General features: G+C 33.6%; 13 protein-coding genes. 5 read left to right on the top strand and 8 right to left on the bottom strand.

The genetic code is table 11. From position 1 onward, the window contains the following. Nucleotides 1-325 precede the first annotated feature (325 nt). From QVZ41_RS12445 to QVZ41_RS12455, 3 genes are all read right to left on the bottom strand, one after another. Nucleotides 326-952, bottom strand: a complete 627-nt coding sequence (locus QVZ41_RS12445; protein WP_302884923.1) for a DUF4272 domain-containing protein — start codon at nucleotides 950-952, stop codon at nucleotides 326-328. A 214-nt stretch (nucleotides 953-1,166) separates the two neighbouring features. Further along, nucleotides 1,167-2,045, bottom strand: coding sequence for a DUF2971 domain-containing protein (locus QVZ41_RS12450; RefSeq protein ID WP_302884924.1), 879 nt, complete (start codon nucleotides 2,043-2,045; stop codon nucleotides 1,167-1,169). Between the two features lie 853 nt (nucleotides 2,046-2,898). Next, on the bottom strand, nucleotides 2,899-4,098 hold the full coding sequence (locus QVZ41_RS12455) for a tyrosine-type recombinase/integrase (RefSeq protein ID WP_302884926.1): 1,200 nt from the start codon (nucleotides 4,096-4,098) through the stop codon (nucleotides 2,899-2,901). A 137-nt stretch (nucleotides 4,099-4,235) separates the two neighbouring features. Here QVZ41_RS12455 and QVZ41_RS12460 point away from each other — a divergent pair, with 137 nt between their 5' ends. Continuing rightward, nucleotides 4,236-6,092: a B12-binding domain-containing radical SAM protein gene (locus QVZ41_RS12460; protein WP_302884927.1), complete on the top strand. Its 1,857-nt coding sequence runs from the start codon at nucleotides 4,236-4,238 to the stop codon at nucleotides 6,090-6,092. Between the two features lie 59 nt (nucleotides 6,093-6,151). Here the strand turns inward: QVZ41_RS12460 and QVZ41_RS12465 are convergent, their stop codons facing one another. Together QVZ41_RS12465 and QVZ41_RS12470 are read right to left on the bottom strand one after the other, a co-directional pair. Then, nucleotides 6,152-6,931, bottom strand: coding sequence for a prohibitin family protein (locus QVZ41_RS12465; RefSeq protein ID WP_302884928.1), 780 nt, complete (start codon nucleotides 6,929-6,931; stop codon nucleotides 6,152-6,154). A gap of 443 nt (nucleotides 6,932-7,374) precedes the next feature. Then, nucleotides 7,375-10,350 (bottom strand): DEAD/DEAH box helicase, encoded by a 2,976-nt coding sequence (locus tag QVZ41_RS12470; RefSeq protein WP_302884930.1) that lies wholly within the window; start codon nucleotides 10,348-10,350, stop codon nucleotides 7,375-7,377. Between the two features lie 293 nt (nucleotides 10,351-10,643). On the opposite strand from QVZ41_RS12470, the gene QVZ41_RS12475 reads away from it, so the two are divergent. After that, nucleotides 10,644-11,696, top strand: a complete 1,053-nt coding sequence (locus QVZ41_RS12475) for a YHYH protein (protein WP_302884931.1) — start codon at nucleotides 10,644-10,646, stop codon at nucleotides 11,694-11,696. Between the two features lie 103 nt (nucleotides 11,697-11,799). Here QVZ41_RS12475 and QVZ41_RS12480 read toward each other — a convergent pair whose 3' ends face one another. Together QVZ41_RS12480 and QVZ41_RS12485 are read right to left on the bottom strand one after the other, a co-directional pair. Continuing rightward, nucleotides 11,800-14,940 (bottom strand): rhamnogalacturonan lyase family protein, encoded by a 3,141-nt coding sequence (locus QVZ41_RS12480; RefSeq protein WP_302884934.1) that lies wholly within the window; start codon nucleotides 14,938-14,940, stop codon nucleotides 11,800-11,802. 167 nt (nucleotides 14,941-15,107) lie between these two features. Then, nucleotides 15,108-17,852 (bottom strand): rhamnogalacturonan lyase family protein, encoded by a 2,745-nt coding sequence (locus tag QVZ41_RS12485; RefSeq protein ID WP_302884935.1) that lies wholly within the window; start codon nucleotides 17,850-17,852, stop codon nucleotides 15,108-15,110. Nucleotides 17,853-18,163: 311 nt separating this feature from the next. On the opposite strand from QVZ41_RS12485, the gene QVZ41_RS12490 reads away from it, so the two are divergent. From QVZ41_RS12490 to QVZ41_RS12500, 3 genes are all read left to right on the top strand, one after another. After that, nucleotides 18,164-18,880, top strand: a complete 717-nt coding sequence (locus QVZ41_RS12490; RefSeq protein WP_302884936.1) for a VIT1/CCC1 transporter family protein — start codon at nucleotides 18,164-18,166, stop codon at nucleotides 18,878-18,880. Between the two features lie 84 nt (nucleotides 18,881-18,964). Continuing rightward, nucleotides 18,965-19,204: a thioredoxin family protein gene (locus tag QVZ41_RS12495; protein WP_302884937.1), complete on the top strand. Its 240-nt coding sequence runs from the start codon at nucleotides 18,965-18,967 to the stop codon at nucleotides 19,202-19,204. A 16-nt stretch (nucleotides 19,205-19,220) separates the two neighbouring features. Beyond that, nucleotides 19,221-20,198, top strand: a complete 978-nt coding sequence (locus QVZ41_RS12500; protein ID WP_302884938.1) for a permease — start codon at nucleotides 19,221-19,223, stop codon at nucleotides 20,196-20,198. A gap of 6 nt (nucleotides 20,199-20,204) precedes the next feature. On the opposite strand, the gene QVZ41_RS12505 is transcribed toward QVZ41_RS12500, so the two are convergent. After that, complete coding sequence (locus tag QVZ41_RS12505; RefSeq protein ID WP_302884939.1) at nucleotides 20,205-20,600, bottom strand: OsmC family protein; 396 nt, start codon at nucleotides 20,598-20,600, stop codon at nucleotides 20,205-20,207. Nucleotides 20,601-20,611 lie beyond the last annotated feature (11 nt).

Raw genomic sequence — 20,611 nt, forward strand, 5'->3', positions numbered from 1 at the left:
TTTACGGAAAAGTTTTCAACTTATTTTTTTTTGCGTGAGAATTGGTTTCAAAATGTTTCAAGAAAAGTTAAGAATTAATTTATCTGCGGAAATTTCGACCGAAATTTCCTGTTTAGGCTAACGGTTTTGGCTAGGCTTTGTGCGGGGTTGAAAATCGATAAGATTTTCGAACACGAACTAAGCCGAAGCTTTTTGTTTGGATTTGTTTCTTTGGTTTCACAAAGCCAAATCAACAAGATTTGGCGACTTAGTAAATATACACAAAACTTTGAGAAAGCACAGAACCCGCATGAAGTTTAGCCGGTGTTGTACAGCGTTTTTTTAGTTATGTATCAGTATTTATAGTATCCCAATCTTTAGATAGTCCAATAATCCAATTAATTGCTTTATGTCTTTCCATGTAAACATCATTTGAATGTTTTCCAATTTTACCTATTTCAGTTCTTTTAGCAATCCAATGTAATCTATAAATTATGTCAGCTTGTTCTTGAATTTCATTTAAAGGAATTATTTCAGCAGTTGTTATAAATTTTACAGGATTTTCATTTAGAGGAACATTATCGGCTTGTCTATCCTCATTACATTCGTTAAGTAAAGGAATTTCACTCCATAGTCCAATTGCCCAACCAAGAACTTCAATACTTTCAGTAACCCAATCAATATTTACTTTATCTTGTTTGGTCAGTGTTTTTTTTGTTAATATTTTATTCTCCCAATTACTTAATTCGTCAATTAATCCATATTCTTTCAATTTATTTTGAATAGATTTTCGAGATGCATTAAAAGAAATTCCATACAAATAAGCAAGTGATAATATTCGTTTTGCTATTTGTTCTCCTGTTTTAAATTTTAAATCATTTAAATTCTCAATTTCTGGTAGATTTAGATTTGGTTCTAATCCTAAACTTTGGATTCTTTTTTCAGATTTAATTTTTAATTTTTCGGGATTCATTTTTAATGCAGTACAACGGTTTTGGCTAGGATTAGTGCGGGAGAAAATCGCCAAGATTTTCGAACACGTACTAAGCCGAAGCTTTTTGTTTGGATTTGTTTCTTTTAATTTCACGAAGCCAAATCAACAAGATTTGGCGACTTAGTAAATATACACAAAACTTTGAAGTAGGACAGAAGCCCGTATTAATTTTAGCCGGTGTTAGGCACTGGGTTTATAGTTTATATTCTTTATAATCTCTAGCCTCAAATGAATTATGATTCCAAAATATTTCAATTAGTGGAATATTCATTTTTTTCGAATATTTATGCAAATCTTTTTTTTGTTTATTATTAGCATAACTCGATATAAAAATAGACTTTATACATTTTGAAATATCTAACATAATTGTAGAATCAAAAATGAATTTATCTTTGATTTTTTCAACAGCACATTTTTCCTTGTTATATAGAGTTCCTATTCTGTATTCGTTTTCCCCAGAATAATCTATGTGTTTTAGAAAAAATGATTTTAAGATTATTTCATTTATCTTTTTTTCATATACATCTTTACCAACCTGTATTAAATAATCTCCTTGAAAATTTCCTAATTTTTGTAGCGATAATTCATTGAATGGTAGATACTCAATATTTTTTTCAATTAATTTTAAACTTTTGTTTTTTGATAAAATTTTTTCTTTTGAAAAAGCAATACAAACTCCTGTATATTTATCAGCGTATTGATCCCACATTCTAGGCTTAGTAAAACCAAATAGTTCTTCATTTCCTTTAAAAGAATTAATGGAATTTTTGTTTTCATAATATTCAAACATATTATTTTGGCAAAAGCAAACTTGATAAAAGCTTTTCTCTAATTTATAAGCAAAAGAATCTAATTCATTAGCGTTTATCATTATCTCTTTGCTCAACTCTTGATTTATACTATATACAGTACTTCTTTGAGGATTACTACTTTCAATAGGGTCATTTGATTTACGAGATTCATTAAATTTCAGCTGATTATTATAGAGAATAAAATCTATTGCTGTTGAAGCATTTGTATAATGATAAATTATGTCATTATCATATAAATCATTTAATAAATCAATATTCATTTTATTTATTTTTGCCTTGTGCCTAACGGTTTTGGCTAGGCTTTGTGCGGGAAGAAAATCGGCAAGATTTTCGAACACGCAACTAAGCCGAAGCTTTTTGTTTGGATTTGTTTCTTTTGGTTTCGCAAAGCCAAATCAACAAGATTTGGCGACTTAGTAAATATACACAAAACTTTGAAGTTAGCACAAAACCCGCATGAAGTTTAGCCGGTGTTAGCTAAAGTATTTTTCAAACTGATTTTTAGATTGAAAAAGTCATGTTAAAAAAGTTAAGTTTCAAAGAAAATATTGGTTTCCTATTTCCACAAAAATTTAGAATAGTTAAAGTTCTTAATCATGACAATTTTTCAAAAGAAACATGATTTCACGTAACTACGATAATTCCCTACACGTTTCTACTGTTTTCAATTATCAAGAAAAGAAGAACTTTTTATGTTTAGTTAATGTTTCAAAAACTTAATAATTTCACGCAACTACGATAATTTCCTACGCGTTTCTACTGTTGTTTATTTATCAAGAAAATATGATTTTTTTAAGTTTAAATAATTTCTCAAAAACTTGATATTTTTCGCAGTTACTGTTTTTAAACACAAGTTTTTTGTCACGACTTTTAAAATATTTTCGCTGATAAGAATGTTAATTTTTGATAGAAATATTTTTTTAAGGTTTTATACACAACGAAAAAAGTCAATAATTTTCAGCTAATAAAATGCTCTTATTTTATGATAAATTTCAAAATAGGAGAGAAGTTAAAAAGTTTCAAATTATATTGATATTTCTACGGAAAACGCCGCTACGATTATTTTAGCTAACTTGTTATATCAAAACTAAAAGTACTGAATATAATATTCAGTTACGGGTTATCCGTACCTTTTAGTGTTTGTTTTTCGTTAAAAATAGTATTATTTTTTTGTTGTAGCTCAATTTGTTTTACAAATAAATCTAAAGGATTGGTAATTTTTTGTAAATCCTGACTCCTAACATGCGTGTACACCATGGTCGTCTCTGGCCTAGAATGACCCAACAGCTCCTGAATATATCTAATGTCTGTTCCGTTTTCTAATAGGTGAGTGGCATAACTATGTCTTAAGGTGTGTGGCGTAACTCTTTTAATAATTCTTGCCAATCCACAGCTCTTTTTAAGAAATTTTCTAATAGATTCTGTTGAGTAAGGGGTTTCTTCATCAACGCCTTCAATCAAATACGTTTTAGGTTCGTAGGTCGTTAAATAATTATGTAATAAAGGCATTATTACGTTGGCAATAGGTATATATCTGTCTTTTCTTCCTTTTCCAATTTGTACTTTTAAAACTTGTCTTTGTAAATCTATATCACGCAATTTTAAGTTGATCAATTCTCCAATCCTTAATCCAGAAGAGTATATCAAGGCAATACAAACTCTATGTTTTAAATTTTTGGTAACTCTAATCAATTCAATCACTTCTTCTTTAGATAATACATTAGGTAGTAGTTTACTTTTTCTAGGAGCCAAAGCATTAAAATCAATTTCAATAGGCATTTGTGTAAAGGTAATATAATGTTTCATAGCACTAATAAATTGTCTATGAGTGCTAATAGAGGCTCTAGAGGGCACCAAAGCGTACTCTATAAATAATTCAATATCTCTTAAACTAAACTCCTTTATTTCTTTTTGATGAATCACAAATTCAGCCACCAAATTTGTATAAGTTTTTAAGGTGCTTTCACTAAATCTTTTTCCTTTTAAATATTTATAAAATGCATTTAATACTGTTCTTTGCTCTTCGTTTAATCTCTCTTTAATAGGAGCTTTTTTAGGTACAGAAACATTAACAATACTACTCTTCTTTTTTAGTAAACTGTAATCAACAAACCCCAAATCTTTAAAAGTATCATAAAAAGAATTTAACTCAAACTCCGATTTTAAAGCATACCAACATCTAAAAGTTTCACTCCAATAAACACGAGTTTCCCATCGTTTTAAGGCGTTTTTAATCTTTAAATTGTAGTCAAATTCAATCAAAATAATTTCTTTATTTTTATGAATTTCAGGTTTTAAAATAATCTTTTTCATCTGTAAAGTATTGGTAGAATAGCAAATACAACAATTTTTCTCTTAAAGATACAAAACACTTTACACTCATTAAAGAGTTTACGAAACATCTTTTACATTCACGTCAGAACCCTATCTTTGTGTTTTATCAAAATCATATGCCAGTAAACACACTTTTAATTACGCCTCCTTTTACTCAGCTAAACACGGCCTATCCTGCTACGGCTTATATCAAAGGTTTTTTGGATAGTAAAGGAGTAAAGACCACTCAAATGGATTTGAGCATTGAGTTGTTTACAGCGGTGTTTACAAGGGAATTTATTGATGCTATTTTTAAACAAGCCGATTTACTTAAAAATTACGATTTTCCTTTGGTTTGGAAACAAAAAGAGGAATACATCAACAAGGTAGAAACCGTTATGAATTATTTGAGGGTGCAAGAAGTTACGGCTGCTTATCAAATCAATCATAAAGATTTTTTACCTCACGGACACAGACGTATCAAGCTTGAAAAAGACTTAAGTACGGAGTTTGGAATGTTAGGAATTTTAGACAAAGCCAAGCATATTGCTACTCTGTTTGTAGAGGAATTGGGGGATTTTATCAATGCCAATGTGGATGAGTTTTTCTCTTTTACACGTTATGCCGAAAGTATTGCTCGTGCTGCTTCTAGTTTTGATACCATTGATGAGTTTTTACAATACGAAACTACTTTGATAGAAGATGAAATGTTGTATATTTTAGATCAGCATTTACAAGAAAACAAATATGATTTAATTTGTTTTACCGTTCCTTTTCCAGGGAATTTATTTTCTGCTTTGCGATGTGCTCAGTTCATAAAACAAGAATATCCACAAATTCAAATTGCCATGGGTGGCGGATATCCAAATACAGAATTAAGACGTTTGTCTGATCCTCGTATTTTTGAGTATGTTGATTTTATTTCGTTAGATGATGGTGAAAGTCCACTGTTAAGAATTACAGAATACATTGCGAGTAAAATAGGAGTAGAGTCTTTAGAACGTACTTATATTTTACAGAATGATAAAGTGATTTATGCAAACAAATTACCCAACACTATTTTTCATCATAAAAACTTACCAGCTCCAAGTTATGTAGGATTGCCACACAATAAATATTTGTCTTTTTTAGATGTGATGAACCCGATGCACCGTATGTGGTCTGATGGAAGATGGAATAAACTAACCATTTCTCACGGATGCTATTGGAAACAATGTTCTTTTTGTGATGTGACTTTAGATTATATCGGGAATTACGAAAACACCACTGCGGATGATTTGGTGAATAAAATTGAAAAAATTGTAGCCGAAACAGGTGTCACAGGTTTTCACTTTGTAGATGAAGCCGCTCCGCCAAAAATGTTACGTGCTTTGGCAAATAAATTGTTAGAACGCAAAGTCTATATTACTTGGTGGACAAACATTCGTTTTGAAAAAACATTCACTAGAGAGTTATGTGCCTTATTGTCAAAATCAGGCTGTATAGCAGTTACAGGTGGATTAGAAGTGGCTTCGGATAGATTGCTAGCCAAAATGAAAAAAGGAGTTGATATTGGACAAGTAGCCAGAGTAACCAAAGCTTTTTCTGATGAAAACATCATGGTGCATGCCTATTTAATGTATGGATTTCCAACGGAAACTGAACAAGAAACCATCGATTCTTTAGAAGTGGTTCGTCAACTGTTTATGCACAATTGTATTCAGTCTGGATTTTGGCATCAATTTGCTTGTACAGCACACAGTCCCGTAGGGAAAAATCCTGATGAATTTGGTATCAAAGTCACAGGACCAAAGTTTAAAGGTTTTGCTGAGAATGATTTGTATCACGAAGATCCCACAGGAGCAGCGCATCATTTATACAGTCAAGGATTAAATATCGCTTTAAACAATTACCTAAACCACAAAGGATTTGATATTCCTTTGTCTCAATATTTTGATTTTAAGACTCCCAATACAACTATAAATTCTCAATTAATTAAAAATTATTTAAAATAGATTTTATTGCTAAAAAACAAAAGTCATCTTAAAAAGATGACTTTTGACTTGTAGGTATTTTAATCTTCTTGATTAATCAACAAAGGAGTTTTTCCGTCGGTAATAATTACTTTACTGTTAGGAGATTTAGACAATTCTTTAAACGCTTCGATGGTTTTAATTTTAATAATTTGATCTGTCAAACCTTCAGAGAATATTTTTTGAGCATCTCTTTCCCCTTTAGCGTTGATGATTTTTCTATCAGCCTCTAATTTTTCTTGTTGTAACACAAACTCCATTCTCATGGCATCTTGTTCTGCTTGTAATTTTCTTTCAATAGAATTGGCTAACCCATTAGGGAGTTGAATTCTTTTCATTAAAACAGCTATCAAATCAATTCCTTCTGCTTGCTTTTCAAGATTTACTTTCATCTTTTTTAGAATTTCAGCTTCAATTTTTGCTCTCATTCCAGAGTGCATGTCTTTTGCATAAAATTGTGCACAAACATCAGAAGCGGCCGATCTAAAAACACTGGTCACCACAGATTCATAGTTTTTACCTAAATTTATTAGGACAGAGGTTAATTTTTGTGGTTCTAATCTATATAAAATTGAAATTTCTGAATTAACACTTAATCCTTCTTTACTAGGTAAGCTTAAAATAAGTTTAATGTTGTTGGTTTGTGTAGACTCTTTAACCACTTTACTGACTAATGGGTTATAAAACACTATTCCTTGAGTTTGTACTTTACTAGAAAATTTACCTAAAGTTTGTTTAATTCCAACTTCTCCTGGTCTAATTACCCTACAACTAGAGAGGGTAAAAACGGCACTTAATGACAATAAAATTAATTTTTTCATGATATGTTTTTTTAAATGATTACTTGAATAATATGTAATAAATTTAAAAAATCACATTTATATATTTTCATTTATATAATTTATAATCTGTATAAGTAAAAATTAATAATTTTAAGCATTTTGTTATAAATCAATAAAAATGATATGTATCTATCGGTTCTTTTTAAAATAGGAATGATTTTAATGACAATCTAGGCATTCTAGCTAGCTACCTGAAATTTGAGGAGGGTAGCATTGGGGTAATAACTTTTTTATCATAGCAGCACACCTAGACTCCGCTTGATAAACACGCAAAAAGGAAAACCTATTAGCAATAACATTTAATGTTCGATCATCGTTACCGAGAAGAGAAGAAGTGTCGAAGAGAACCAAGTATACTATGAAAATTTCATCAACATAAATATATTTCTCCCAAAACTTCTCGAGAAAACCTTGATCTATGATTAATTCACCATTTCTAAAACACTCAAATGTTTTTTTAAAACACCTGAGGGAGTCTGTTTGGTTTCATCAAACACCCGAGTATCACCAAATAAAATAAAACTATCCTTGGCTCTTGAAACTGCTACATTTAGCATGTTGGGTTTGTCATCTTTGTCAAAAAACAAAGTCCCTTCATCTATATGACTGTACACGGAACTAAACAATACAATATTTCGTTCTGCACCTTGTAAAGCGTGTACTGTTCCTAATTTAAGGTCGTTAATATTGTAACCTGCTTCAATCAGAGCTTTAGATAATTCGTTTTTTTGACTCGCAAAAGGGGTAATAATTCCCAAAACTTTTTCGATAGAATTGACATTGTAAGCCTCCTGAATGGCATCTTCGTTTTGTCGTAACCATTTAATAATGGCATTGACTTCGTTTAAATTATATCGGCTATTGTACTTGCGTTCACTGATTCCCTCTATATGATAAGCCAACATTGATGGGAAAAGTTGAGCCTCTGAAGCTACTCCTTTCATCGGTTTTAAAATACCACCATACGCCAACTCGTTACAAAATCCAATAATTTCATCATTACATCTTCTATGTTCCAGCAATACCATTCCGGGTTGATTTCCGGTAGGCAATAAGGTTTTAAATTCACAAGCATTTTGTGCCATTTTCATAATACTTCCATTCGAAGCTAGGAAGCCTAAATCTTTTAAGACTTCGGTTTGTTCGTAATGGGTAATGATATTTTGATTGGCTAAATTTCCTTGGTCAATTTTAGGAGGAATAGACCAAATAGGTTCTATTTGTTGTAAATCGCCTACAACAATGGCTTTTTTTGCCAAAGAAAACAAAGGAATACTGACTTCAGGCGTTACTTGTCCAGCTTCATCAATCACTAATAAATCTATAAAATTAAAAAGTGGAAAGTATTCAAAAATAGGTTTTCCTTCTTCGTTTTCTCCTTGATATTGACTGTAAATAAAATGTGGTGGAGCCATGTAAAAAGTAGCCACAAAACACGGTGTTAACATGGCTCTTCGTTTCCATTTTTCGCTAATAGCCTTTTCTCCCGTTCCTTTTTCTGTTTCGTTTTCTACAGCATCCTTTGTAGCTTCTAACCATCTTGCTTCCCAATAATGGGTAGCTAATAAAAAGGCTTTATGACGTAAACCAATGTCTAATTCATCATAAAAGTATTGAGGTTTTTTTGTGGTTGAATTCATTTTTTGATATTCAAAACTCCACATTTGATCTTCAGAGACAAAAGGATATCCTTTAATGTTGTTTTTCTGTTTCCAATCGTTTAGTTTGATGTTTGATTGTATGGCTAAATTAAAGTTGGCCAAACAATCTTTTACAAATGCTAATGCTTTTTTTTTATCAGAAATAAGTGTTTCATCAACTTTAAAAGTATAATCATGATGATTAGGGGATTTAGGATCTGTGCTAAACACCGTTTTTACTTGTTGAATGAAATCTACATTTTTAGCTGCTGATTTTAGCTGATTGATTTGATTTCTCCATGCTTTTAAGTTTAAAATATGAATCTTGTCTTTTTCTATTTTGTTTTTAGCATGAATTATAATGTCATTGATTTTATCAATAGAGTTGATATAATCACTGCAAATACGAGTTCCATTATTCAGTTCATCATCTATCAATATAATTTCTTTTTGCAAATGATCACAAACGGCTTCTAAAGACTCAGGTTCAAACTCATAATACGCTTTAAATCTGTTAAAAAAGTAAGTTTCCGCTTCAGAAAGATATTGCTCATTCTCTAAATCACACAAAGTTCCTTCATGACCAAATAAATTCCCTTTTAAATAGTTGATGTTTGCTAAAGATTTTGGGCTTTTAGAATTTGAAGGTAAATAAGTAGCATATCCGTTAAAGTCAGGAATCCATCTTTTTGACAAACTTTCTAAAGTACTTTCAGAATTGATAAAACTATCAATAATATTGGTTACCGCTTGGTTATTACTAGAACAAGCCAAAATTACAGGAGCATCTTCACCTTTTATGGCTGCTTTAACAAATTCTGTGGCCACCACACTTTGCAACAAGGTTGTTTTTCCGGTTCCTGGAGGTCCATTCACAGCGGTTACAGCATTGTTTTCAGAAGTTAAGTAAGACAATAGGGTTTTACGTTGACTAATAGACAATGGAAATTTATTGGACATTTGTCCAGAATGAAAATGATTATAATTTAAAAACCCATCATCTGTAATGGCATTTTTACGCGTTCTATTTACAGGATTTATGATTTTAGATAGTAAAGGAAGATCCTCAACTTCATCTAGAATATGGTCATATAAAAATAAAATACTTTTGGCTGTTGCTATTTTAGAACTGGTGGCAAAATACATCACCTCATGAACGGTTTGATATTCTTCTGTTCTATAATGATTGATGTTTCTATAGGTAATGCTTTTAAAAACTTCATTTACATACGTCCAATACTCATCCCACGCAATAGGGGTTTCCTCATCCTCAGCTAAGGGTTTTGCTATTTCTCTAGCATGGATGATTTTTTCTGTTGATGAAAAAATAAAATCATTTTGAACATCAGCAATTGGAGCTAAATAATTTCTAACAATTAAGGGAAATAATTCCTTAGAAGTAGACAATTGACCCGAACGATTTACTTTGGCAGGAATCCAAAAAGGTCTAACGATTTTGTTGTGATGTGAAGAGGTTTCTGATAGATGATCTAAATAGAAAGGAGCAATTAATATTTCTGTTTCTGTAATTTCTCGCCAGTTACTACTGTCTTTTTTACTAATTCCTTTCAGTCGGTTAATTCTACGTTCTTCGGCATCTAACATTTCCGTAGCATGTTTAGCGCTAATAGTTCCATTACCGATAAAACAGGTTTTTTCTTGATATAAATTTTTAATTCTATTGATATCAATAGCCAGATTTTCACTATCTATTAAGCTGTTTTTATAATAATGTAACCAGTTTTTTTCGTTAGCCATATTACGTAGGTGTAGTCGGTTTTTAAGGCTGGCTAAAATAATTTTTTCGCCTTTGTTTTAGGCGTTTTAAAAGAGATAAAAGAAGGAATTTATGAACAATTTGGTAAAAGATTGGTAATGAGTTGATAGTGTATGTATTGATAATCTTTAGTTATTATAAATGATTTTTTAAATCATCATGGAGCGTCTCGACGCTTCGGTAGAGATATAATATTATTCATTAAAAGGGTAGGGGATTTGTCTATTTTCTTGTTTTAGATTATAAAGACCAAACAGTAATTAAAAAGTTAAATATGAATAAAAGAATTGTAATGATTGGGTTGATAAGTATGATTGTGTTTTGGAATGTTCACAGTCAACAAACCGAGAACTCTCAAACGTATTTTAAAGCTTACAACTTAGAAGATGAAAATTTTGGCACACAAACAAAAGTAATCATCACTAAAGACAAACGTATTATGGTTACCAATGCACTTCCTAATCATAAAACAGGTGTATTTCCAAGAAAAGGAAATCCAAACACCATTTCATCACAAAATAACACCTATAAAATTCCATTACATCCCACATGGATTGGAGAACCTCAATGGATCAGAGAGCCTGGAGTTGCTATTAATGGAGTGAAATTTGAACCTGGAACCGCAGAAGTAGTAATTTGTGATACCGGTGAAAATTATAGGGTAGAAGCTTTCCAGAGTTTGATAGATTTAGGACTTGATTTTAACAATGCACACGTACAACCCAACGGAGCTTATCATTATCATGGAATTCCAACTTCTGTGGTGGCGGATGCTAAAGATGCTGAAGATTTGGTTCACATCGGTTTTGCTATGGATGGTTATCCTATTTATTATTCAAAAAGTAATGCTTATAAATCTAGTTACAAATTAGTTAAAGGAAATAGAGCAGGAGAAGATTGTACTTATACCAACCCAAAGAAAACCATAACAGTAAATGTAAACGATGGTCATGATGGAACCTATACTTCAGATTTTGAATATGTGGCTGGACTGGGGGATTTGGATGAATGTAACGGAATTACTATTGACGGAGTGTATAGGTATTTGGTAACCAGTGAGTTTCCATATGTAAGTCGATGTTTGATGGGAGCATTTGAGGAAGAAAAAAGACGACCAGAAGTAGGAAACCAACAAAGAGGTAAAGGTCAAGCACAAAGACCTAATTCAATGCAGATGCTACAACACATGGATGCAAATAAAGACGGAAAATTATCTAAGGAGGAAATCAAAGGCCCATTACAACAAGATTTTAGTAGGGTAGACAGTAATCACGATGGTTACATTTCCAAAGAAGAAATTGAAAATGCTCTAAAACCTAGACCTTAACATTTTTGTGCATAAGAAATTAAAAGCCCTTTTGAGTGATCTCAAAAGGGCTTTTGGGTGTGAATTAAAAAGAATTAAAAGTTAAATATTCATGATCGTTTTTTTATTTAACAATTAATTTAGTTTGTTGGCTACCTTCCTCAGACAAAACAATAAGAATGTATATTCCTGGGTGTAAAGGGTAGTTAAGATTGATTGAAGACTGCCCACTTAAAACGCTACTATATAACAATTGTCCTTGAGTGCTGTAAACATTCATTTGTTTTGCCTCTTTTGGTAAAGTAACTTTTAAGGTTTCTCCAGCATTAACTGGGTTAGGAGAGATGTATAATTTTGAATTATTATCATTTACATCACCTTCTTCAATAATTTCTGAAGCAATTCCCTTTCTTGAACCACTTCCTGAACAGTTATTTGCAACAGGACTGATTCCTTCTACTTCCAATTTGTCAATATTTCCTAAACCTGAAGAAGTGGTTGCTTCTAATCTGATAGAATTTACTCCAGCGGCTAAAGTAACCGTTACCGTTGAATTGCTATTTTCTGACCAAGTAGTCCAATTTCCTGTAGAAGGGAATGAAGCCGAAGTAACATTTGTACCATTTACAATTACATTACCATTTCTATCAGTAGTTCCTCCATTGGCATATTTCCATCTCAAGGTATAAGTTCCAGAAGAAGGCACGGCAACAGACCAATCTATTCCGTTACCACTAGCATTAGAGGTGTTGGCAAATCCGGTACCAGAATATCCTGCATTATTACTATCAACAGTCCCATCTACTCCACAGAAACCTGTTTCATTTTCTTGTATGGCAATCCCTATTGTTTGTGTTGAGTTTACGGTAATATTAAAGTTTTGTGTGGTAACACAACCAGCACTATTGGTATAAGTGGCTGTAGCAGTACAGTTTCCTGTTGGCGTTACTGTGTACTCCCTAGATGAACCAGAACTACCACATCCTGACCATGCCCATGTTCCTCCACTTGTTGGGTGTGGACCAAATTTAACCGAAGAACCTTGGTCAATGGTTACATCTGTAGCTGTTTGCCACGAACCACCATCTACTTGTAAATAAGGAGTAATTGCCGTAGGGGTACAACTCTGTGGCGTTGCTTCAATCGCAGCAGAATTGTAAGTGTTACCATCAGTAGCAGTAACTTTTATCCAATAATAATAGGTAGTTCCATTAGTCACCGTATTGTCTGTGTAAGTGGTACCATTCGTTACATAAGACAACCTAACTCTCCCTGCTGGGTTAGGATCAGTATCTCTTAGTACTTCCTGAATTCCTGATATTCCTTGTAGTGCCCAAGATAGATTAACGACTCCGTTATCAGCTGTGGCTTGTAAAGTGATTCCATTTGGTACAGGCTCCACTAACTGAATATTAGGATTTGGAGGTGTGGTCATGCCACCACCAAAATAAAATCCAAGATTTGGAGGTTGATTATAGGTGTTGTTCTGCCATGCAATAGCCGATCTGTAATTAGGATCATGCATTAAGGTATACATTCTTTGAGTGGTACTGTAGGGAGAGACAAAAACAACCATCCCTGTGTTATCTGTACGTCGGTATATCACTTCTTCTCGCCAATCTCCCAAAATATCAGCCATTAAACACGGATTAGATTTACTTCCATTGTTGTCTGAAATAGGCTCTATATTATACAATGTGGCCATTCTATCGGTTCCAGATCCATTCCATTTACCAATAACAGTTTTGTCTAGTATTTCACGCTGAACATCTCCATCCCACCAAATACCAAAATTATAAGAAGCTCCACCACCTGTTGCAGTTGGTATGTTCGTAGATATTTGCTGCCCTGTACAGCTACGAAGACCTGAACCATCACTACCCCAAACTTCCATACCATAATAGTTTGGATCTATATCAGCAGCCATACACCTCCCAATATCACCACTAGAATAACTTGCCCATTGCACATTACCATTAGTAGCATTTCTTATCGCTAGACCAGGAATGGTAGAGCCATTAGCATACTCTTGAGCACCAAAAAATTCTAAACCGGCAATATTAGGGTTGATATCTGCTAAATGAGCTGCATCACCATGACCAAAACCAGTAGAATACATACCAACACCATATTCATTTATTGCCATACCTCCATAAGTGATCTCGTCTCTACCGTCACCATCAAGGTCTCCAGCAGCAAGATTGTGGTTTCCTTGTCCAGTATAAGCTGTGGCTTGACCATTAGGATTACTATCCCAAGCCCATTCTTTGGTTAAGGTTCCGTTTCTAAAGTTCCATGCTTCCAGTTTTATTCGTTCATAAATTCCTCTACTAATCACAAAACTTGGGTTTATCCCATCAGTATAGGCAACTGCCCACATACATTTAGTAGATCTGTGACCAAGTTGAGAAAGGTTCATACCTGGTAGTCCCCATTGTTCTATTGGGGCAAGATCAATATATGAATCCCATGCAATTTCAGCCCCCGTTTCACCATTAAAAATTGATATATAATCAGGACCATTTACTCTAAAAAGAAACGGACCATTCGCTGCAGCTGTAGAGCGATAGTTAATTTGTCCGTCACCATCTCTATCTCCAATATTATTACCTTGACCGTCAATCATACCATCGGAAGTTCTAGTGGCAATTTCGGCCTTTCCGTCGTTATCAAAATCATACACCAAAAAGTTGACCTCTTGATTGTGTATCAAATTAGGTCCCATATTGATAGACCACATAAAAGTACCATCAAGTTCATAAGCTTCTAAATGATGATAATTAGTTGAGTTTGCACTTTCATCAATGGCAAGTCTTTTCACAACAATTTCGTACTGCCCGTCACCATCTAGATCACCAACAGAGGCATCATTCACAGTATGGGTAGTGTAACTACCGTTAATTGAGTTAACCGGAATAGTAAAAGATTCCCATCCTCTAATAGTGGTAGCAGGAGATAATGCTTGCTCTGTTCCCCCAATAACAGCAGCTACACTATATGAATAATCAGTACTGGTTGCATCCACATAATTTGAAACACTAAGATTGGATGCAATTAGTGTTGACTCACGATATAAGTTGTAAGTAGCATTCTGGGCGTATTCATTACCGAGAATTCGCCAACTTATAAGTACTGAGTTAGTACCGGTTCGCATGGCGATTAATCCACTGTCAAGTTTTTCCATGTATCGCTGGGCTTGAACATTCATTGAAGTCATGCACAGCATCATACTCATAGCAAAGAGCAATAAAAAAGTTTTTTTCATAACAAATTTGTTTTAAAAATGATTAATATTTAGTTAGCTTAAAAACACCATTTATATACTGATTACCTTATAAAAAAGCATCAGTAAATAAAAAAGTGTATGGGGCTTAATTCCCTTTAGAAATAGCTCTAAAGGGGGAGATCTATATTTAAAATTTTAATTCAATTTTATCTTACAAATAGTTTTGCCTGAACATTTCCAACTTCATTTTTAACGTTAATGATATAAATGCCAGGAGGTAACATATGATTCAGTTCCATTGCTGCTTGACCATATAGTGCTTTCTGATAAATTACCTGTCCCTGCATATTCACAATACTCATTTGTTTTGCGTTTTTAGGAAGGGAAACTTTAAAGATTTCTCCCGCACGTATTGGATTTGGAGTGATGAATAGTTTTGAAATTTCAGTCAAACTAGGAGTACTTAGCATTTCTCCATTACAACCAGCCACAGATGGCGTTCCACCCTCAATCTCTAATTGATCTATATTTCCTAAACCATCTGGGCTCGTAGCAACCAATCTGATTTTATTTACTCCTTGGCTTAGATTTACTGAAACGGTTGAATTGTTATTCAACTCCCAAGTTGTCCAATTTCCTGTAGAAGGGAAAGGAGCAGAGGTCACATTTGTTCCATTAACAATTACATTCCCATTTCTATCTGAAGTTCCTCCATTAGCATATCTCCATTTAAGTACATATGTTCCAGAAGAAGGTACAGAAACAGACCAATCAATTCCACTTCCAAATGTATTAGAAGTATTGGCAAATCCTGCTCCAGTATAACCTTCATTATTGGTGTCTATAGTTCCATCTACTCCACAAAAACCTGCTTCGTTTTCTTGAATTACGATACTTGAAAATGGGAAGATAGCAGTACTTGTAATATTAGAATTATAGAGCTCTCCCTGAGTATCGGTAATTTTTACCCAGTAGTAATATGTAGTTCCTGTACTAACAGTATTGTCTTTATACGTGGTTGTTCCTGGGGTGATGTTTGCAAGGCTGATACTTCCTTCGGTATCCAAACTAGTGTTTCTCATCAGCTCTTGTTGTTGTATTTCTATTCCCGATACTTTCCAGTCAATATCAATCTCATTGTTATTAGCAAATGCATTTGCTGATAATGATTTTTCTCCATTCATTTTAATATTAGGGTTTGGAGGGGTATCCATACCACCACCAAAATAGAATCCTAGATGAGGCGGTTGGTTATAAGCCACATTTTGCCAAGCAATGCTTAACCTGTAAACAGGGTCGTGCATCAAAGTATACATTCTCTGATTGGTCACTTTATTGGTGGTAAAAATGACCAATTTAGAACTATCAGCGTTACGCATTAATATCTCTTCTCTCCAATCTCCCATCACATCAGCAACTAGAGTAGGAGTGGATTTTGTTCCATTGTTAGAAGAAGCACTTTCTATGTTATAAAGGGACACCAATCGATCAGAACCATAATTACTTGGGTTCCATTTGTTGATGACGGTTCGATCAAGAATTTCTCTTTGTACATCACCATCCCACCAAACACAAAAATTATAACTATTACCCCCTCCTGTATTTTTAGGGATAGTGGTTGTAATTACATTTCCGTCTTTGTCATGCAATCCACTACCATCTGAAGACCAAACCTCATATCCTCGATGGTTTATATCAGCATCCATGGTTAATCCCCTTCCAATATCTCCATTGGCAGGAACTTCCCAAAGTATTGATCCTGTACCTGCATTTCTAATGGACATTCCCGGTCTGGTAGACCCATTAGCGGTTTCATGCGGCATGTAATATTCTAATCCTGGCGAATCGGGGTCAATATCCGTTAAATGGCCTGCATCTCCATGCCCATAGCCTGTGGTATATAATCCAGTACCATCATCATCAATGGCACAAGCCCCATACATAATTTCATCTTTTCCATCTCCGTCAACATCTCCCACAGCTAAGTTATGGTTTCCTTGACCTCTGTAAGGATGAGATCCGTTCCCTGTATCAAAATTCCAACGTTGAGTTAGTTGTCCATTTCTATAATCATAAGCAACCAATACGGTTCTGGTATAATATCCTCTACACATTACCAAACTTGGTTCTGTACCATCTAAATAAGCAATACAAGCTAGGAACCTATCTACTCTGTTTCCATAATTATCTCCCCAATCGGAAACATTTCCTCTTGCAGGAGTATAATTTATAGTGGTTAAAGCAGCTCCTGTTTCTCCATTAAAAACGGTTAGAAACTCAGGCCCTGAAAGGACATATCCAGCAGAATTTCTATAATCAGCAGCAGCACTTCCTATAATATTGTTGTTTCCATCTTTGGTTCCATCGGCTGTTTTACAAGCAACTTCTGCTTTTCCATCTCCATCAAGATCATAAACCATAAATTGAGTGTAATGAGCACCAGAGCGAATATTGATTCCTAAATCAATTCTCCAAAGACTGGTTCCATCAAATTCTAATCCTTCTAAAATAGTATTTCCTGTATGACCAGAATGTGCGTTGTCTTTTGCATTTGAAGGAGACCATTTTAATACAATTTCATAATCACCATCGCCATCTAAATCACCAACACTCGCATCGTTAGCCGCATAGGTGTAATCTACTCCGTCGGGAGTAGTTCCTCCTGTGGGTGGACTTAAAGGAATGGTATTGTAAAAGTTAGTCCAAATATTTGTAGAGGCAGATTGAGTCCCCTCGGTTCCGTTAATCACAGCACTTACAGTATAATTACTGTTTAAGGTTGTGTTATCAATATAATTAGATACGGATAAATTTGAAGCAATTAGTGTTCCTGATTTATATAAGTTATAAGTGGCACCATCGGTATATTCGGGACCTAATATTCTCCATGAAATTAATACTTCATTACTATTTACTCTTACCGCATGCGCACCACGGTTTAGTTTCTCCATGTATCTTTGAGCATGAATACTCATTGAACTTAGCAATAGTAGTGTACTTATGCTTAAGAGTAAAAAGTAGTTTTTTTTCATTATTTGGTTTTACATTTTTTTAGTAAAACAAATATTATCATTAACAATTAATCAACCATCCTGCACTATCCTTGTTTTTATTTTAATAATAATTTGTGTTCATTAGTAATATGATAATTTATTTAATTATTGATTAATAAAATAAAAATTGATATTTCTCCTTAATTTAAACTTATCTTTAATTAAAAAAAGATCATCAACCTAGTAGGATCATTTACAAATAGCTTTTTATGAATCATCAAACAGAAGTATTAGACGACTATTTAGACAATCACTATATTCATCGAAGTAATTGGTTAAGGGCTGCTGTATTAGGAGCCAATGACGGAATTTTATCTACGGCAAGTCTTGCTATTGGGGTAGCAGCCGCTACAGAACTTAGAGAACCTATTGTTTTAGCCACTTTAGCAGGATTGGTTGCTGGAGCCTTGTCCATGGCTGCAGGGGAATATGTTTCTGTAAGCTCTCAAACTGATGTTGAAAAGGCTGATATTGAAAGAGAAAAAATAGAACTAAAAGAAACACCTGAACTAGAGTTGCAACGTTTGGCAGATATTTATGAAAATAGGGGACTAAAAAAAGAAACGGCTTTGTTGGTGGCTAAAGAATTGACAGAAAAAGATGCTTTGGCAGCACATGTTAGAGATGAACTGGGAATTAATGAAATTAGTCAGGCCAATCCCATTCAAGCAGCTATTGCTTCTGGAGCAGCTTTTACTGTAGGGGGCTTGTTGCCTTTTTTAGTAACTCTATTTCTTCCTTTAAAAAGTATGGAGTATTCTTTATATGGTTTTGCTTTGTTTTTTCTAATCATTTTAGGAGCCTTGTCTGCAAAAACAGGAGGTTCAAGCATGGTAAAAGCGGTAATTAGAATTACTTTTTGGGGAACCATCGCCATGGGATTAACGGCCTTGGTAGGATATGTTTTTAATGTGAATGTTGTTTAAAAAAACTTTTTAAAAAATGATTTAGTGTGATATAAGTCACATATAAAACCAAATATAGGTGGTAGCTTTAGGTAAAAAAATAAAATGCCTAAAACAATTAAAATACTTGGAACAGGATGTTCAAAATGTCAATCCATGATAAAAGTAGTAAAGGATGTTGTAACTCAGCATCATCTTGATGTTACTATAGAGAAAGTAGAGGATGTTATAAAAATTATGGAATTTAATGTCTTGGTCACGCCAGCTTTGGTGATTGATGATGTCATTACCATTAAAGGAAGAGTTCCTTCAAAAGAAGAAGTGTTGGCTCTTTTAACTCCATAGTACAAATCGCATTAAAATGTTTGATTGGTTACAACATATTACAAATTGGTTGGTTTATGAGGTGATGTCCTTATCAAAAGGGGAGCATTTGTCAGAAGCGTTGAACTTTTTTATTTATGATGCGATTAAAATTTTAATCCTTCTTTTTGTGGTGATTTTTTTCATGGGAATTGTTAATAGTTACTTTCCAATTGACAAGGTTAAAAATTACCTTTCTAGAAATAAACTGTATGGATTAGAATACTTGATGGCAAGTCTTTTTGGCATTGTTACCCCTTTTTGTTCTTGTTCCTCAGTTCCTTTGTTTATTGGTTTTGTGAGAGGTGGAATTCCCTTAGGTGTTACTTTTGCCTTTTTAATTACTTCTCCTTTGGTGAATGAAGTTGCTATTGGATTGTTTATAGCATTATTTGGTTTAAAAACCACTATTATTTATGTGTTTAGTGGTGTGCTGCTAGGAACCATTTCTGGAATCATTCTCCAACAATTAAAACTTGAATCTTATTTAACTCCTTGGGTTCAAAAAGTTTTGGCCAATGCACAACAAGAACAAGATACTTTTATTGCCGAAAAACAAACGCTGAGTCAACGATTCCCCGTCATATGGAAAGAAGTGAAGAGCATTATCAAAGGAATTATTCCTTATTTGTTAGTGGGAATTGCTGTTGGTGGATGGATGCACGGTTATATTCCTGAAGGTTTTTTTGAAAAATATATGGGTAAAGACCAACTTTTTGCCGTTCCCATGGCGACTATTTTAGCGGTTCCCATGTATACCAACGCATCAGGAATTCTACCAATTGTTCAAGTATTAATTGATAAAGGGATTCCTTTGGGAACTGCCATTGCTTTTATGATGGGTGTGGTAGGATTGTCTTTGCCAGAAGCCATGTTGTTAAAAAAAGTAATGACTTTTAAATTGATTGCTATTTTTTTTGGAGTCGTTACTATTTGTATTATAATTTCTGGGTATTTGTTTAATTTAATTTTATAAAAAAAATCATGCTTTTAAACTCGATACGACTTTAATATCCCCTTTTAACATTTTTTCAACTGGACATTTTTCTCCAATTTCTACCAAACGTTTTTTTTGAGTTGCATCCAAATCTCCAATCACTTCAATTTCTTTTTCAAAAGTGATGGTTTGAGAAGTTATATTTATTTTGTGTTTAACATTTACATGAATGTGCTGTACATCCCAACCTTTTCTTTCTGCGTACATACGAATGGTAATGGCAGAACAGGCAGCAAGAGATGAATTTAACAAGTCTGTAAGGGTAAACCCTAAATCTTGACCTCCAACCTTTTCAGGTTCGTCGGCAATAATAAGATGGTTATTTGTTTTTATTTCAGTTTTATACAATTGTGTTCCTATAGAGGCAGATACGGTGTTCATTTAATGTTGTT

This window comes from Wenyingzhuangia gilva (genome assembly GCF_030519655.1).
GTDB classification, from domain to species: Bacteria; Bacteroidota; Bacteroidia; order Flavobacteriales; family Flavobacteriaceae; genus Wenyingzhuangia; species Wenyingzhuangia gilva.